We start from the raw sequence: 16005 nt of genomic DNA, 5'->3' as shown, positions 1-16005 counted from the left end.
CGTTTTTATGCAAATGCAGGGCTGAAGGATGGGTACGTTGTGCAGAGGTATTTTTGTCAGGTTGCATAAGGCAGCGTAAAACTGAATTCGCTGCCCTGATTGGGACTGCTTTTTACGGTGATCTCGCACTTCATCCGGTCCAAAATGAGCTTTACAATTGCCAACCCAACGCCGGCGCCGTTGTAACTACGTGTCGTCTCGGAATCGACAATGTAGAATTCCTGAAAAATCCAATGTTTTTTTTCGGGGTCAATGCCAATGCCCAGATCGGTCACGCGCACACGCATCTCTGCCTTGCCCATATCCGCGCTGACGGTGACGGGCGAACCCTCTGGGCTAAATTTCAAACCGTTCTCAATCAACTGATAAAGGACTTGCCCAATCGCGTTGCGATCCCCTTGCACAAGGGCGAGGTCTTCAGCGATGGTGCTGACCACGCGGTGAACGTGCTTCCCCGCTGACCATGAACGCCCCAACTGCCGCTGCGCCACCGTGAGCGAATCGATAAGGCGAAACGGTTCTGATTTCAAGGCAAAGGAGAGCGCCAATTGGTTGATGTTTTGAATCACATCGTTCAGGCGGCTGGTGGCTTGCGTGGCGTAATTGATCAGGCGCAGCATCCCTTCGGCATCCTCGCCAGAATCACCAAAGCGCGTGCGAATCTCGGCATCAAGGCTGGAAATAGCGCTTTTAACTTGGAGCATTGGCGTCCGAATCTCGTGCATCACATGGTCTTTGATGCTCCGTTTCAGGATAGCGATTTCGCGGGCTTCTTCTTGGAAATCGGCAATCTGCTGATCGCGCTCTGCCAACGCCGCCTCCAACGCGGCAATCCGTGCATGGAGCGCTGCGCTGGAAGGTGTCTTTGCCGTTTTTTGCCGTGCGTTTGCGCCCATGACCTAAATTCACCGGATGGTATTCATGGCAGATTGTACACCCGTCCGCTTATGTGGGGATGAAATCGTTAGCGTTTTCTAGCTGAATCTGAGCGGAATCTATACCCCATCCTACCCCCTCAGGCTGTCGTAAGGTACAATCAACGGATTAAACGCACGGGGAGAGGTTTTCCCGTGCAAACGAGACCTGCACGCGCACCTCAAGGGAGTTTTTTTCGTGACGAACACGCCCACCACCTCGAAACCAACCACAGGTATAAGACTATCCCAAGCGACGTTGATTTTCATCGTCCTTGTCTCCGCATTGGGGGCATTGCTTATGGCGGCAACCAGCATCAATCCGGCAGCTTTCGTCCGGGCGCAGAACACCCCAACCAACCCTGCTTCGGCTGCCGCAGTCTCCCAACCAGATGCCTTTGCCGATACCGAATACATCACCTTCACCAGCCCGGATCGCGCCATTCAGGTGAATCATCCCAAAAGTTGGCAAGCCATTGCCAGCCAGCAGTTCAGCCCTGTTCAATACAGCATTTCCCCCGTCGGCAGCCAAACAACGGCAATTCTCATCCTCGCTTTACCAATCCGCACCCTTGCCGGTGGGGATAGCGCTATCGCCAATGACGCCGAATTGGTCGATGTGATCCGGCTGTTCATTTCCGATGAAGACACCTCCAACTTCACCGGCACAACGCTTGCCGGCAAAAGTGGCTTGGCAATTCATGAACAGTTTACCGATCCAAATACAAGGATTGTTTTTGAGCGTGAACTGCGTATTGCAAAAATCAATTCGGAGACGATTATCGCCTTGCAAGCGGTCACATTGCCCGCTGATTGGGAAAAGATGCGCCCCTACCTTGAACAGGCGGCAGCATCCTTAACCTTTGACGAGAAGGCAATCATGAATGCGCTGAATCAGGCATTCCCTGCCCCTACGCCCATCCCGACGGCAGCACCCACCGCCATCCCAACCAATGAGGCAACACCGGACGCAACCGCCGAACCAACGGAAAGCGCACCCGCACCCACCGATTCCCCAACGGCAGCACCCACCCAGAGCAACTGAGACGGTAGAATGGGCGGGCGACAGGGCGTGTGCATATGCCGCTGCAAAGGTATAGCGGCAAAGGCATATAAGATTAAGGGCGACCCTACGCGGAGTTGCCCGCTGCCTGAAGGACAAAAACATGACTACCTACGGAGGTTGGCTTGAATATCAGTAAAACCGGACGAAAGATGCTCATCGCAGGGGTTGCTGTGGTGGCAATCCTCTTTGTGCTGCGCATTGCCATCCGCGCGCAGGGGACGGAGTTGTTGAAGAACACGACCTTCGATCAATACTATGGCATCGGCGGTGCGAATGTCGCTCCGGTGGGGTGGTCGCTCACAGCGTCTCTCCCTGTCAGCGCGGCGCGGCAAGAGTGGGTTTTCAACGAGTTTCCCGGTTTTGGCGCATCGTGGGAAGTCTCCACCTCGAAGGCAGTGTTTACCATGACAGCGGCGCAGTTTGTGCCGGGTATCCGCGCCGGGACACCGCTCCGTTTTCAGGCATATTCCAACGTCTTTACCTGCGACAAAGAGACAAGCTGCATCGAAGGCAACGTTGGCTACCGCATTTCGATGACGAACTCGAACGCCCGGACGCGCATCGGTGTTGATCCCACCGGTGGGCAAGACCCCAACGCCAGTACCGTTGTTTGGTCGCCCTACATCTCCCCTTTTGACCGCTTTGAACTTGCCATTGTCGATGTACAAGCGAAAACCGATAACGGCGTGACCTTGTTCCTGAACGGGACGCAAGACGTGGGGATGCTTCTGAACAAGATGTATTGGGATAACGCCAGCCTCCAAGTGTTGGGTCCGGGCGGCGGCGCTCCCCCCGGCGCCACGGAAGTTCCCCGCGTTGTTCCTTTTGTCACACCGGCGGGGCAGCAAGCCGATGGCAGCATCATTCATACCGTCCGATCCGGTGACACCCTCGCCTCTATCGCCGTCGCCTACAAAATCACCATTGATGAGATTCGCCAACTGAACGAGATGGCGCCCGATGAGTACGTGATTCAGATCGGGCAAAAGCTGATCATCCGCCCGCCCTTCTCGGTGAAACCGCCCGTCACCTACATTATTGTCACGGCGACCTATACGCCCGGAGTGGGGACAATCTATCCCACCCCAACGCCTACCTTCACCCCCACCCGAACGCCAACGGCAAACAGCAGCGGGCCGATCATCATCATCATCACCGTTGCGCCCACCGCCACACCGGTCAGTATGCGGCAGGAGAGCGATCCCGCGGCGATGCCTTTCGCCCGCCCCCGCCCGAATCGATCTGGCGGCACAGGGCAGCAGGCGAAGGATGCGGGCATTCTCTGCGCAGTGGTCTTTGAGGATGCCGACGAGAACGGCTACCGCAGCGCCGGGGAAAGCCCCCTACGGGGAACGTTATTGAAGCTGACGCTTGGCACAGGAAACACCATCACCCGCAAAACAGAGGGCGACGATCCGATCTGTTTTGCCGATTTAGCGCCCGGCGTCTACCGTGTTGCCGCCGAACCGCCCCCCCAATACAGCGTGACAACCCCGCGTGAAATGCGCGTGGAAGTTGACTCTGGCGGGCGGGTGGGCGTCATAATCGGCGCGGCAGCAGGCGTGAAGGCGCATCCGGTCATGCCCAATATGCCCGCCGAAACAACCGAGAGCAGCCTCACTGCTGTGTTTCGTCGCTCTGGCGGAGTCATTTTGATCGGAACTGCCGGGTTGATCGTTATTGCCGGAATTGGTGTGGCGGTGTTGACACGGGCGTGAGTGCCTGATAGCACCGTGTATAGCCTAGACGAGAAAGACACTGATGACTGTACAGCCAACGAAACCAACCCTCCCCGCCCTCATAGAAGCGGCACGGGCTTTGATTCCCCCAGAGTCCGCCCGCCTTCCGATCTGGCTGTGGCGGTTGGGCTTGGGAATGTGGATCGGGCAGGTGGCGATGATCATCTCCACAACGGGGCGGCGCAGTGGGCAAGTCCGCCGCGAAGCGCCCCCCTACTTTTTCGTCAACGGGCGGAAATATGTCCTTGCCGAAGCCGATGCGCAGTGGGTTCAGAACACCGAAGCGAATCCCTATGCCACCATCCAAACCGCCTATGGCGTTGAGCATGTCGTTGTCCGCCGTGTCACCGATCAAGAGGAATTGACGGCGGTCTGGGTCACGCTCATGCACAACCGTCCCCAAAGCGCCCAGACCTATGCCCATCAGTATGGGATTCAATCGCTTGCCGAAGACCTCCCCGCCAATGCCGATAAGCTCCCCCTGCTCACCTTTGACCCGGCGGATAAGCCAACGCCGCCTCCCCTTCAGGCAGATTTACGGTGGGTCTTGCCCATTGCCGGAATGCTTATAGGCTTGCTGTGGCGGCGGAAGCCCCAAGCACGGCGCATCGAAAAACGGCAGCGCTCATGAGCGCCCGCCACAGCAGCGAACCGACGGTGATCATCCGCCGCGATAAGGCGGGTATGTTCCAACGGCGCCACCCCTGGGTGTTCAGCGGAGCCGTTCGGGCGGTAAAGGGCAGCCCTCCAGACGGCGGGATTGTCGCCCTCTATGACGACGATGGCTTGTTTCTAGGGCGGGGCTACTACAACAGCAAATCCCAAATTACCGTTCACGTTCTCACCTGGGACGATGAACCGATCAGCGCCGCCTTTTGGCGCTCTCGCTTGGCGCGGGCAGTACGCGGGCGGGACGGGCTGACGACGACGACGAACGCCTACCGCCTCGTGAACGCCGAGAGCGACGACCTCCCCGGCTTGGTCGTGGATCGCTACGGCGACTGGCTCATTTTTCAGGCATTGACGGCGGGTATCGAACGCCACAAGGCAGAAATTGCCGCCTTCCTCTTGGATGAAGTTCCCGGCGTGCGCGGTATTTACGAGCGCAGCGATGTGGACGTGCGCGAAAAAGAGGGCTTGCCGCCGAGCGTGGGTGTCCTTTGGGGGGGCGAGCCGCCGCCCCTCATTGAGATCATCGAAGATCGCCGCCATTACCTTGTTGATGTGCGGGCGGGACATAAGACAGGGTTTTACCTTGACCAGCGCGAAAACCGAGGGACGCTTTGGCAGATGGTCGGCGCGACGGCGGGCGTTGATCATCAGGCAGCCGAGGTCTTGAATGGGTTCGGCTATACAGGGGGATTCGCCGTCGCCGCCAGCATGGGTGGGGCGCGGACGGTCAGCGTTGACTCCTCAGCCGAGGCGCTTGTCCTTGCCAAGCAAAACCTTGCCCTGAATGGCGCTGCCGCAGACGCCCATGAATTCGTTGTGGGCGATATGTTTCAGGTCTTGCGCCACTACCGCGAGGAAAAGCGTCACTTTGATGTGATCGTCCTCGATCCGCCCAAATTTGCCCACAACAAAGGGCAGATCGAGCGGGCGTGTCGCGGCTACAAAGACATCAACCTTTTGGCGTTCGGGCTGCTCCGTCCGGGTGGACTCCTCGTTACCTTTTCCTGTTCGGGGCTGCTTGAACCAGAGTTGTTCCGAAAGGTCATTTTTGGGGCGTTGATCGACTCTGGGCGAGAAGCGCAAATCCTTCGCCGCCTCGCTGCCGCCCCCGATCACCCCGTCTCGCTGACCTTTCCAGAAGGCGCGTATCTGAAAGGCTTTGTTTGCCGCGTGTGGTAATTCAGGCGACAATCCGTTTATGGCAGTCATCCTCGGCATCAACACACTCCATGCGGGCGCATCGGCAGCGCTGCTGATCGATGGATTGCCCGTTGCCGCCCTTGCTGAGGAACGCCTGAATCGTCAAAAGTACTACGCGGGCTTTCCAGCGCGTGCCATCGAAGCGTGTCTTGCCGCAGCGGGCATCACCTGGCGTGAGGTCGATTACCTCGCCGTTGGGCGTGATCCCCGCGCCAACCGCCCCCAAAAGGCGTTTTATGCTCTCCGCCATCCGGCACGGGTGTTGAATCTCCTTCGGTCTGGGGCGGCGCGGCTTGACCTGAACGATCTGCGCCCGACGATTGTCGAATCATGTGGCGTCCCTCACGCTGACCTGCGCTTTCGTCAGGTGAATGTTGAGCATCATCTTGCCCATCTCGCCAGCGCTTTTTTTGCCTCCCCCTATGAACGCGCTGCGGGCTTCAGCCTAGATGGGTCGGGCGATTTCGTCACCTGTATGCTCGCCGCCTGTGAGGGCGATGCGCTTTACCCCCTGCGCCGCCTCTATATGCCCCATTCGTTGGGCTGGCTCTACACGATGATCTGCCAATTCATTGGCTTTCCTAACTATGGCGATGAGGGGAAAGTGATGGGGCTTGCCCCCTATGGAGAAAATTCCTACAAGGCATCCTTTGCCGAGATGCTCCGTCTGACAGGAGATGGGTTTCGGCTCAATGGGCGCTGGTTTCGCTTCCCCGGCAGCGCACGTGGCGAAAGCGTCACAGCGGGCGGCGAGATGGTCGTTGATCCGCTTTATTCTGATCACATGATTCGGATTTTTGGCACACCGCGCCCCCCCACCGATCCCCTCACTGATCGGGATCGCAATTTAGCGCAGGGTGTTCAGGCAACCTTTGAGCGCGTCTACCACCACCTTCTCAACAGCTTGCACCAATTGTATCCGGTGAATCGCGTCGCTATGGCGGGCGGCGGCGTGTTGAACAGCGTCGCCAATGGGCAGATTTTCCAGAAAACCCCTTTTCGCGAAACATTCATCCAGCCCGCCGCCGGAGATGAGGGGCTTTCCCTCGGTGCGGCGCTCTATGTGGCACGCTCAATCTGCCACGAACCCAACCGCTATCAGATGAGTCATGCTTATCTTGGGTTAGGCTACAGCGATAGCCAAATTCGCGCCGCGTTGGATCAATCGCGCCTCCCCTACCGCGAATGTTCCCCCCATGAACTGGTTGAGATCGCTGCCGATCAGCTTGCGGGGGGAGGGATTGTGGGCTGGTTTCAGGGACGGATGGAGTGGGGTCCCCGTGCGTTGGGGGCGCGATCCATCCTTGCCCATCCCGGTCTACCAGAGATGAAAGATGCCCTCAATGCCCGTATCAAACGGCGGGAGTCCTTTCGTCCCTTTGCTCCGGCGGTGTTGGCAGAACGCCAGAACGATGTCTTTGAGTGCGGCGAACCCTCCCCCTTTATGCTCCATGTCTATCCGATCAAAGCGGCATGGCGGGAGCGCTTGGCGGCAGTGACCCATGTTGATAACAGCGGACGCTTGCAGACCGTCACAGAAGCAGCAAACCCGCTTTACTATGCGGTGATCCGCGCCTTTGAGCGCCGCACAGGGATTCCCGTCCTCTTAAACACCAGCTTTAACGAGAACGAACCCATCGTCTGTACCCCAGAGGAGGCAGTTGCCTGTTTTGAGCGAACGCGCATGGATGGCTTGGCAATTGGGTCGTTTTGGTGCGAGAAAGGGTGAGGAAATCCACCCAGACTCACCCCCGTGAAACGAGCAGTCCAGCGCTCATGATGATCGCCCCGCCAACAAGCTGCGCCCCCGTTATGGGCTGTCCGAGGAAGATCGCGCTGAAGATGAACACGGCGATCACCTCTGGCAGCATGAGCAAACTGGCGATCCCCGATGGCAGGCGCCCAATCCCAAAGTAAAATGCCCCGTAGGGGATTGCCGTCCCCAAAAACGCCAAGCCAAAGAATAAAAAAGGGACTGAGGGACTTGCTTTAAAGGTAAACTGAGCGTGCAGCCCCCCCCCCCATTCAACATGAGATCAGCCATCCCCAACCCAAGCAGCCCAAGCAGCGCCGATCCCGCCGACCAAACCACGGCTGGCACTGCCGTAACCCCTGTTGTGGTGCGCCACCAACGCCCCGTGACAACATACAACGCCGTGAGCAGCCCATTCAGGATAGCCAACATGTCGCCCGCGTTTAAATCGCGCAGGTCGCGGATCGTCCACACCTGAATGGTGACGGCGATCCCTGTAAAGCCAATGCCCAATGCCGCAAGTTTCAACCGCGTTAGGGCTTCACCAAGCACAACACGGGCGATGATCGCCGTGAACAGAGGGTAAAGATAAGCGAGCAAGACTACCTTGTTCGAGGTGCTTAGCCCAAGCGCTGTTATGTAGGTGACAAAAGACCCTAACAGCATCAACCCGTTGAATGCCGCAAAACGCGCATCACGCCATGATGGAAGAAGTCCTTTCGCCCCAAAACGTCTGGGAAACAGGGCAAGCAGTATACCGAAAAGCATCACTGTCAGTGTCAGACGAACGCCCACTTGCAGCCAGACCTGCACCCCTTCCCGCTGGAGCAGCGTCGAAAAGACAGGAATTGTCCCGAAGAACAGGGCAGCGACAAAGACCATCAACACCCCTGTATTCAAAGGTGAGCGTTTTCCAGTAATTTGCATGAGGTTGTGATCCTGTTTGTCTGGTGGGTATGATATGATCGCCCCTAGATCATGCTATGGAGATACACCAATGCCCATTACAACGGAATGGTATGAATCAAATCGTATTCTCTTGACGCGCTATACAGGCGCTGTCAGCCTAGCCGATATCCTTCGCTTTATGGAGGATTTCAAGCAGGTTCTAGACGATTCGTCCACCATCATTCATACGATCACCGATTTCCGAGGGGCAGACGAAATGCCGCGTGGGAGTCTGGAACAAGTGAAGGGTGTCCAAGAGATTTTACAACACAAACAACTTGGTTGGTCAACCTCCGTTGCCCCGCCCCCTATGGTCACTTTTATCTACAAGACGCTGATGAAAGTTTTTGGGCTGCGCTTGGCAGTTTTCGACAGCGTTGAAGAAGCCGTCATCTTTCTCCATAAGCTGGATGAGGTAGAGGCGCGGCGCACCGGACAGCACAAATCTATCCCCCCCACCGATGAGGCGCAAACCTCCTAAAGGGAATGCCTCTAGCGACGCAGCGGCGCGGCGGCTTTGCCGCTTTTCTCCTATGGCTTGGCGCCCTCGCCGTGGGGGTTGTTGGGCTGGTTTATGGTGGCGAGATCAGCCGCGTCCCTTCGGCGTGGGCATATCTTGGGCTGTGGGTGGTCTGCGCCTTAGGCTGCCTTGTTTTCGTTATCCTACGTGTTCCCTTCAGCCTCCAACGGATTGGCGCTCTTGATCCGCTTGAAATTCCCGTCTATGTCACCCTGACCAATCTCGGTCTGATTGGCATTGCCGGCATTGCCCCTTACGCCGATCCTGCTCTTTTGATCCTCCCCGACACAACGACCCTTCCCAACAGCTTGCTTCTGATTGGGGTTGGGCTGTGGGCAATGTGGGGCGGCTATGCCTTGCTAAGCCTGACGTGGGAGCGCGGTGGCGCGGTGGCGCTCTCCAACCACCCAACGCGCTTTGCTGTCCCCTCCCAACGGCGAACCCTGTTCCTTTATGGCGGTGTGCTGATCTTACGCTTAGCGCTGTTTGCCTCTGGGACGGGTGAGCGTTTCCGCGTGGGCGGGGGACTCTCCCTCTTTGGCGAATGGGATCAATGGTTCACCTATCTGCGGGCAACAGCGTGGGTCACGCTGGCGGTGATTCTTCTCCAGGGCATGTCCAAACGTGATCGGTATTCCTTCCGCGTGATAAGTCTTATTATCGGAATAGAAGTTGTCATGGGCGTCTTTGCTGGGTGGGCAAGCCATCTGATCAAACTAGCAGCGCTCATCTTGGGCTGCATGGTCTACACCCGCCAACCCACGCGGCGCATCGCCCTTGCCACCTTGATCGGCATTTGTGGGACGGTGGCGCTGACCCCTGTTGCCCGTTTTATGCGCGGGGGCGATCAAGACCTTGATGCGCTCTGGCAAGGGATTCAAATCATTGCCGAAGGCGACGCCGCCGATTCAACCTGGGCGCTGTTCATCCGGCGGCAAAGCACGACGGCGCAAACTCCGGCGCTGATCATGGCGAAAACCCCCTATCCGGTTGCCTTTCGTCCCCTTGAGGAACTGCTTTTGTCCCCGTTCAGTTTCATCCCCCGTGTGATCTGGCGGGGTAAGCCAGAGTATGCCAACATTGGGGGCATACTCACCGAACAGTATTTCGGCGTCTCGGCAAAAAATGGCTCATCGGCGGTCACCTTCGCCGGAAATCTGTACCTTTACGGTGGGGTGGGCGTTGTGATTCTCGGTATGGCGGCGTTTGGCGTTCTTGCCGCCCTGATCTATCGCATGTTTGCTGTGCCGGGCTTGGCACATGGGCAAATCGGCTTGTTGGCGGCTTATGCAGGGGTGGCAATCCACAACCTGCACCTCGGTGAAGGGGATATTTTGGGGACGATTCAGGGGTTGATTCAGGCGTCCGTCTTTTTTTATGTTGTGGCTGTCTGGCTGTGTCCACGCCGCGCATTCTGATCGTTGCCCCCGATCTGGGGCTGAACCCCGATGGCACCTACCGTCCGGGTGGGATTCAATATGCCGGGCGGTTGTTTCGGCGGGCGCTAGAGGGCGCTGCCAATCTAGCCATACGCGTGGTTAGTCAGGTCGATCCGCCGGAAATATCGGGGATCATCGGCTGCGGCGGGTCGCGGCTTAGATTGGCGCACACCGTGATCCGGCTTATGCCTCAGGTAGATCGGGTGATTTACCTCCACCTCCACCAAGCGGCGCTCTCAAACCTCCCCGGACATCCGCCCTTCGTCGTCATTGCCAATGGGGAAGAAGTCTACGATCCGCCGTCACCCCTCCGCGCCCGCGCCCTCCGCCGTGCCGAGAGCGTGATCGCCATCTCACAGTTCACCGCACGGTTTGTCGCACCCTACCGCGAAGGGCGTTCCCCTGTGCGCGTTGTCCATTTAGGAATCGATCCACCCGCTTCTTCTAAGCCGCTTCTGATGCCGGAGCAAGGGGGGGAGGCAGCGCTGCTCTGCGTCGGTTCAATGTACCAGTGGCAGCCCGAACGAACAAAAGGACACCGTGCCTTGATTCAGGCTTGGACGGCAGTCAAGGCGACGAGCAATCTCGCTGAGGCAGCGTTGTGGATTGTTGGCGGCGGCGAGGATGAGCCATCGCTGCGAGCGTTGGCGGCTGCCAACCCCAGAATTACCTTCTTTGGACGCCTTAGCGAGGCACAACTCGCCCCCTTATGGCAAAAAGCACGGGGCTTTGTTTTGCCTAGCCGCCGTGAGGGGTTTGGCTTGGTCTATTTGGAAGCGATGCGACGTGGGCTGCCGTGTATTGCGGGGAATACCGACGCCGGCGCCGAGATTGTGATCGACGGCGAGACAGGTTTTACCGTCTCCTCTGATCCGACAGACATCGCCCAGCGATGTATCCGCTTACTTCAATATGAAGCGTTGGCAGAGAAGATGGGGGCGCAAGGGCGGCAGCGCTTTGCCGATCACTTCACCTTTGATCACTTTCGGGCGCGGCTTGGGCAGGCGTTGGGGCTTTCTCTATGACCTCTGCGGTGTACGATGTTGTCGTCATTGGGGCAGGCGCGGCGGGTCTTATGGCGGGCATTTGGGCGGGGCGCACGTCCGCGAAGGGTCGCCACCTGATCCTTGATGGGGCGCGGACGCTTGGGGCAAAAATCCTTGTGGCGGGCGGTGGGCGCTGCAATGTGACCCACGACACGGTAAGCGCCGATGCCTATGCCGGGGCGTCGCCGAACGCTATTCGGAAAGTCCTGACCCGCTTTGATGTTCCGCAGACTGTCGCCTTTTTCCGCCAACTGGGCGTGCTGCTCAAACGGGAATCAACGGGGAAACTCTTTCCAACAACCAACAGCGCCCGAACGGTGTTAAACGCCCTTCTGAGTGCCGTTCGTGAGGCGGGCGTTACTATCGAACACCCACAGCGCGTTGAGCAGCTTGAAAAAAGGGGCGATCTTTTCACGCTCAGCGGTCAATCGGGCAGCTTCCAAGCGCGGCGGGTGATCTTGGCAACGGGCGGCAAAGCGCTGCCCAAAAGTGGATCCGATGGACAGGGGTACGCGCTCGCCAGCGGCTTAGGGCATACGCTCACCCCCCATATTTTTCCGGCGCTTGTCCCGCTCATCCTCGCCGCCGATCACCCCCTCCGCACCTTGAGCGGGCTGAGCGCTCCCGCCGTCCTTGATTTGTGGTCGGGAACGGGGAAACATCTGATCCGGTTCACCGATGCCTTGCTTTGCACCCACTTTGGCTTATCTGGTCCCGCCGCATTGGATATGAGCCGCTACTACACCGCAGCGCGACGCGAGGATTCCGGCGTCAGGCTGACGGTGAACTGGCTGCCAGAGCGCGATAGCGTAGCCTTCGAGGGCGACATCGTAGCCTTAGGTAAGGTTTCGCTTGGGCGCTACCTCAGCGACCACCTTCCCGAACGGTTGGCGCGGCTGCTCTGCCAGATAGCCGCTGTTGACCCTTCGCAGCGTGCCGAGACGCTGCTGCGCGAACAACGGCGGGCGCTGGTGGCAGCGGTAACGCGCTTGCCCTTGCCCGTGACGGGGGATCGTGGGTTCACCTATGCCGAAGTGACAGCGGGGGGTGTCCCTCTGACGGAAATCCGTCTAGAGACAATGGAATCGCGGCTTTGTTCGGGGGTGTACCTCTGTGGCGAAATCTGCGATGTAGACGGACGGATCGGCGGCTATAACTTTCAGTGGGCGTGGGCAAGCGGTTACACGGCGGGGGTGGCAGCAGGGCGCAGTGTTTCGGGATGAGGACTCATGAGGAATGCGCCGATTTACTATCCCTTTGTACAAACCGTTATAATATCAATAGTATCTCGAATCCTCTGTTAGATTGCCCACAAGGAAAAATGTCATGGGCTTATAGGGTATCATGATGTGGGTATAGATCATCTCAGGTTTAATCCGGATTACCACTCATGACCGCTGCGAATGTGCCGTTCACAGCTACCCGCTCCCCCGTAATCATGGTTGTGGATGATGACGACTCCACGCGCCACCTTCTGAAAGTTCATGTCACCAAAATGAACTATGAGCCAGTCTGCTTTGGCGATGGCTTAAGCGCCTTGGAATGGCTTGGGGCAAACCCGCGCCCCGATCTTGCCCTGCTTGATGTGATGCTCCCCGATATGGATGGGTATACCGTCTGTACGAGGATACGGGAACGCTATTCATCGGGGCTGCTCCCCGTCCTCATGTTGAGCGCCCTCGGTGGCGATGTGGAACAGCGCATACGCGGCTTACAGGTCGGGGCGAACGATATTCTTGGCAAACCGTTTCATAGCAAAGAACTGCGGGCGCGGATTGATGGCTTGCTCAAACTTCACGACGAGGCGCAAGAGGCAGACGATCTAACTGCCTATGTTGCCCCTGCCCGCCGCCGCCGCCAAACGGGACTGCTTGCCGCTGTCCCCCAACAATATGAACGAGGGACAGGTGTCGTCCTCTTTGCCGACTTGCGCGGATTCACTGCCTTTACCGCCGCCTCGAACTTGGACAGCGTGATTGACGTTCTCAATACCTTTTTCGAGGCGATGATGCGCGTTATCGAAGATCACGGTGGGGTGGTGTTCGACCTCATTGGGGATGAACTTTTGGCTGTATTCAACCTTCCTGAATCTGTGCCACAGCCCGCCTTTCTTGCGGTGCAAGCGGCTGTTGCCATGCAGCACGCTTTTACCAACCTTCACCATCGTTGGGAATTGTATGGGATTCACCTCGGCTTGGGGATCGGGATTCACATGGGCGAGGTGGCTCTGGGGGATATTGGGGGGGCGAACTACAAACGGTTCACCGTCATTGGCAGTCCGGTGAACATTGCCAACCGTCTTGTGAGCAATGCCCACAACGGCGAAATCATGATCTCCGAGTCCGTCTCTTTGGGAACGGATCGGCAGCGGCTGCCTCCCCTTACTATGGCGAGCGACGAGATACGCCTGAAAGGGATCAGCGATCCGTTTCGGGTTTGGCGCTTGCGTCCAGTAGTGGCGGGGTGATCTGCACCTCCCATGAGGCTACCTCATCCTCGATGAAGCGCACGAGGCGCTCTGCCTCATCGGTAAGCGCCGCCTGATCGCCTTTTGCCAGCCGGTGAAATGGCTCTATCACCAGCACGGCAGCTTTTTTCACCCGCTCCACCTTCCACCCATTGGGTGAGCGCCGCACGGGGGAAATCGGCTAGGCGCGTCCACAATCCGATGTAAGGCGGGTTTGTCACTTGCGCCTGCAAGCCAGCAACACGGGCAACTGCCTCCAACGGTGAAATCGCTGCTCGTTCGAGGAGGAGTTGGCGGGCAAGCGTTGCTCGATTCAACTGGCGGCGGCTGAGTGTTGTCATTGCGTTGTGTAGCCCTTCTTTACTCGCTTGTCCCACACCCTACTTTTCCCGCCGCAGCGTCAAAATAAAGTCACCCACTGTTTCTCCCGCACGGGTGGCAACAATCAGGTAGTCACCTTGTGCGGGCAAAGTGATCTGTTCGATCCCCGCCGCCCCGTCCGGTGCATCGGGGCGGTTGTCATTGGCGGCGATCAGCGTTGGGGCGGTGTCGGGCGCATAGGCATAGAGATAGAGTAAGGGGTCAAGCCCACCACCTCCGCCCCGCCCCATGCGGATCGTGATCACATCCCCCGCCGCGCCGCGAAAGACATAATAGCGTAACGGTTCGGCGCTGCTCAGCGTCCCTTGCGCGCTCGCGCCATAGGCAATGGAGGTGATTGCTGGAACTGCTGTCTGCGCCGCTGAGGGCGTTTCGCTGGCAAGCTCCCCGTGAGGGGTGAGCGTTGCGGCAACCGCCCGCCGTTCGACGCGCAGGGTGTAGTCGCCGCTGGTCGTTCCGCTTTCCCCGCCGCTGCGCGTGGCGATCACCGTGTAACGCCCCTCTTTGGTAAAGGTATAGGGGATTGTCGCCTGAACCAGCCCAGAGGCACGATCATCGTTCTGTGCCAAGCGTCGCCCATCGGGGGCAAGCAAGATGAGGGCGGGATCAAGGGCTGATCCCGCCGCCGCATCCATATGAATGACGAGGCTCTCCCCAACCCGCCCACTGATCACATAGGTCACCGTCACTGCCTCGGCATGAATTGTTCCGCTGAGCGTCTCCCCAATGGGGAGGGGGATCGGCGGCTTTTCGGGCGGAGCGCTGCCGAGGATCACACTGTACGCACCGCTGCCCGCTCCCGCCATGCCGCCTCGCCGTGCCACAACCAAGATGTATTCCCCATCGGCGGGAAGGATCAGCCGCCCAATGCCGCCAACGCCTACCCCAATCTGGGCAAACGTTGAATCAGTGAGAAGGGCGATCACCTCTAAATCGTCGCTGTGCAGTACATCAATACGGATCGCGGTCTCTTTCGCCCCGATGAAGCGGTAGATGCCTGCAAAATCGAGATCAATCACCCCACCCTGTGTCGTCCCCGGAACAAGCGAGGGTGCGGCGTCTGGCGAAAGGGGGATTCCTTCCCGTTCAGCGGGGAAATCCCCGCGCAGTGCGAACGTTCCTGCCCCCTCGCGTCGGGTCACAATCAGAAAATAAACCCCCTCAGCGGGCAGCGCCACAGTCAGCGGGGTATCGGTGTTACCCGTCCCCAGTTGGGTTCGCAAATCACCGCTATAGAGCGTCAAGGATGCGCTCAAGGCGGGATCGGTGCTGAGTTCCACCCGCAGCGGGTCACCCCGCCGAGCGCGAATGGCATACAGGGCAAAGCCAACCCCTTCGTTCAGCATCCCATGTGTTTCCGGGCGAAGGGGAGCGACGATGGGCGTCTCCATTGCGCTGAGCGGTGCGGCGGGCGGGTTATCGAGGGTGAGCGTCAGCCGAAAGCGCCCTGCCATGCCGCCCGGGGTGTTCGTCACAGTGACGACATAGACCGCTGAGAGCGGGGCAACAAAGGTCAGGCGCGTTTTGTCTCCCTCTCCAGCGTTTCCGGCAGCCATCGTCAAGAGATCGCGCCGTTCGCCGTCGGTCAGGATCAGGTAGGCACGCACATCCGAGTCCAGCGGGGTAAGCGTGAGGGTGAGTCGTTCACCTTGCCCGGCGCTCAGACGGTAAGAGCGTTCGCCGCCTTCTGGAAGGGTGTTTTCAACGCTTTCGCCATAGGCTAAAAACGGCATATCATCTTGGGCATAGGCGGCAGCCACCCTCCCCAAAAGAGCGATTATTAAGAATAGACAAAAGAAGATACGCTTACCTTCGCTATAATGGCATTTAAGCCTTCGCTTCATCAAGGTAGTTCTCGCC

At 58.4% G+C, this 16005-nt stretch carries 15 protein-coding genes; 10 read left to right on the top strand and 5 right to left on the bottom strand.

The annotated features are described in order from the left end of the window. Positions 1-56 precede the first annotated feature (56 nt). Positions 57-896 (bottom strand): sensor histidine kinase, encoded by an 840-nt coding sequence (locus tag HS103_04460; GenBank protein ID MBE7512052.1) that lies wholly within the window; start codon positions 894-896, stop codon positions 57-59. Positions 897-1113: 217 nt separating this feature from the next. Here HS103_04460 and HS103_04455 point away from each other — a divergent pair, with 217 nt between their 5' ends. The 5 genes from HS103_04455 to HS103_04435 all read left to right on the top strand — a co-directional run bounded on the left by HS103_04455 (position 1114) and on the right by HS103_04435 (position 7320). Next, entirely contained in the window at positions 1114-1959 is an 846-nt protein-coding gene (locus HS103_04455; protein MBE7512051.1) for a hypothetical protein, read from the top strand. A 143-nt stretch (positions 1960-2102) separates the two neighbouring features. Beyond that, positions 2103-3698, top strand: coding sequence for a LysM peptidoglycan-binding domain-containing protein (locus HS103_04450; protein ID MBE7512050.1), 1596 nt, complete (start codon positions 2103-2105; stop codon positions 3696-3698). Positions 3699-3741: 43 nt separating this feature from the next. After that, a complete protein-coding gene (locus HS103_04445) occupies positions 3742-4350 on the top strand; it encodes a nitroreductase family deazaflavin-dependent oxidoreductase (protein ID MBE7512049.1) in 609 nt (202 codons plus the stop codon). Beyond that, positions 4347-5570: a class I SAM-dependent rRNA methyltransferase gene (locus HS103_04440; GenBank protein ID MBE7512048.1), complete on the top strand. Its 1224-nt coding sequence runs from the start codon at positions 4347-4349 to the stop codon at positions 5568-5570. The genes HS103_04445 and HS103_04440 overlap by 4 nt, the downstream gene beginning before the upstream one ends. A gap of 19 nt (positions 5571-5589) precedes the next feature. Next, positions 5590-7320, top strand: a complete 1731-nt coding sequence (locus tag HS103_04435; GenBank protein MBE7512047.1) for a carbamoyltransferase — start codon at positions 5590-5592, stop codon at positions 7318-7320. A 16-nt stretch (positions 7321-7336) separates the two neighbouring features. Here the strand turns inward: HS103_04435 and HS103_04430 are convergent, their stop codons facing one another. Then, complete coding sequence (locus tag HS103_04430; protein MBE7512046.1) at positions 7337-7537, bottom strand: EamA family transporter; 201 nt, start codon at positions 7535-7537, stop codon at positions 7337-7339. Beyond that, positions 7447-8271 (bottom strand): EamA family transporter, encoded by an 825-nt coding sequence (locus HS103_04425; protein MBE7512045.1) that lies wholly within the window; start codon positions 8269-8271, stop codon positions 7447-7449. Before HS103_04425 ends, HS103_04430 begins: the two co-directional genes overlap by 91 nt. A gap of 70 nt (positions 8272-8341) precedes the next feature. On the opposite strand from HS103_04425, the gene HS103_04420 reads away from it, so the two are divergent. The 5 genes from HS103_04420 to HS103_04400 all read left to right on the top strand — a co-directional run bounded on the left by HS103_04420 (position 8342) and on the right by HS103_04400 (position 13764). Continuing rightward, positions 8342-8773, top strand: a complete 432-nt coding sequence (locus tag HS103_04420; GenBank protein MBE7512044.1) for a hypothetical protein — start codon at positions 8342-8344, stop codon at positions 8771-8773. 5 nt (positions 8774-8778) lie between these two features. Next, complete coding sequence (locus HS103_04415) at positions 8779-10230, top strand: hypothetical protein (protein ID MBE7512043.1); 1452 nt, start codon at positions 8779-8781, stop codon at positions 10228-10230. Then, positions 10209-11276 carry a glycosyltransferase family 4 protein gene (locus tag HS103_04410; GenBank protein MBE7512042.1) on the top strand — a complete coding sequence of 356 codons (1068 nt, stop codon included), beginning with the start codon at positions 10209-10211 and terminating at the stop codon, positions 11274-11276. Before HS103_04415 ends, HS103_04410 begins: the two co-directional genes overlap by 22 nt. Then, positions 11273-12520 carry an aminoacetone oxidase family FAD-binding enzyme gene (locus HS103_04405; GenBank protein ID MBE7512041.1) on the top strand — a complete coding sequence of 416 codons (1248 nt, stop codon included), beginning with the start codon at positions 11273-11275 and terminating at the stop codon, positions 12518-12520. The genes HS103_04410 and HS103_04405 overlap by 4 nt, the downstream gene beginning before the upstream one ends. A 167-nt stretch (positions 12521-12687) precedes the next feature. Continuing rightward, positions 12688-13764: a response regulator gene (locus tag HS103_04400; GenBank protein ID MBE7512040.1), complete on the top strand. Its 1077-nt coding sequence runs from the start codon at positions 12688-12690 to the stop codon at positions 13762-13764. A gap of 56 nt (positions 13765-13820) precedes the next feature. Here HS103_04400 and HS103_04395 read toward each other — a convergent pair whose 3' ends face one another. Beyond that, the gene (locus HS103_04395; GenBank protein MBE7512039.1) at positions 13821-14105 is read right to left on the bottom strand and encodes a hypothetical protein; all 285 of its coding nucleotides are present in this window, start codon (positions 14103-14105) and stop codon (positions 13821-13823) included. A gap of 39 nt (positions 14106-14144) precedes the next feature. Continuing rightward, complete coding sequence (locus tag HS103_04390; GenBank protein ID MBE7512038.1) at positions 14145-15905, bottom strand: hypothetical protein; 1761 nt, start codon at positions 15903-15905, stop codon at positions 14145-14147. Between the last annotated feature and the right edge of the window lie 100 nt (positions 15906-16005).

Source organism: Anaerolineales bacterium, assembly GCA_015075625.1.
Classification (GTDB): domain Bacteria; phylum Chloroflexota; class Anaerolineae; order Aggregatilineales; family UBA2796; genus UBA2796.
The sequence above is the reverse complement of the archived record's forward strand: the minus strand, read 5'-3'. Positions and strand labels throughout refer to the sequence as shown.

Bases quoted from the DNA above. Each gene is read 5' to 3' on its own strand.
- HS103_04460 (MBE7512052.1), bottom strand. From the start codon at position 896: ATGGGCGCAAACGCACGGCAAAAAACGGCAAAGACACCTTCCAGCGCA.
- HS103_04445 (MBE7512049.1), top strand. From the start codon at position 3,742: ATGACTGTACAGCCAACGAAACCAACCCTCCCCGCCCTCATAGAAGCG.
- HS103_04440 (MBE7512048.1), top strand. From the start codon at position 4,347: ATGAGCGCCCGCCACAGCAGCGAACCGACGGTGATCATCCGCCGCGAT.
- HS103_04435 (MBE7512047.1), top strand. From the start codon at position 5,590: ATGGCAGTCATCCTCGGCATCAACACACTCCATGCGGGCGCATCGGCA.
- HS103_04425 (MBE7512045.1), bottom strand. From the start codon at position 8,271: ATGCAAATTACTGGAAAACGCTCACCTTTGAATACAGGGGTGTTGATG.
- HS103_04420 (MBE7512044.1), top strand. From the start codon at position 8,342: ATGCCCATTACAACGGAATGGTATGAATCAAATCGTATTCTCTTGACG.
- HS103_04415 (MBE7512043.1), top strand. From the start codon at position 8,779: ATGCCTCTAGCGACGCAGCGGCGCGGCGGCTTTGCCGCTTTTCTCCTA.
- HS103_04405 (MBE7512041.1), top strand. From the start codon at position 11,273: ATGACCTCTGCGGTGTACGATGTTGTCGTCATTGGGGCAGGCGCGGCG.
- HS103_04400 (MBE7512040.1), top strand. From the start codon at position 12,688: ATGACCGCTGCGAATGTGCCGTTCACAGCTACCCGCTCCCCCGTAATC.
- HS103_04395 (MBE7512039.1), bottom strand. From the start codon at position 14,105: ATGACAACACTCAGCCGCCGCCAGTTGAATCGAGCAACGCTTGCCCGC.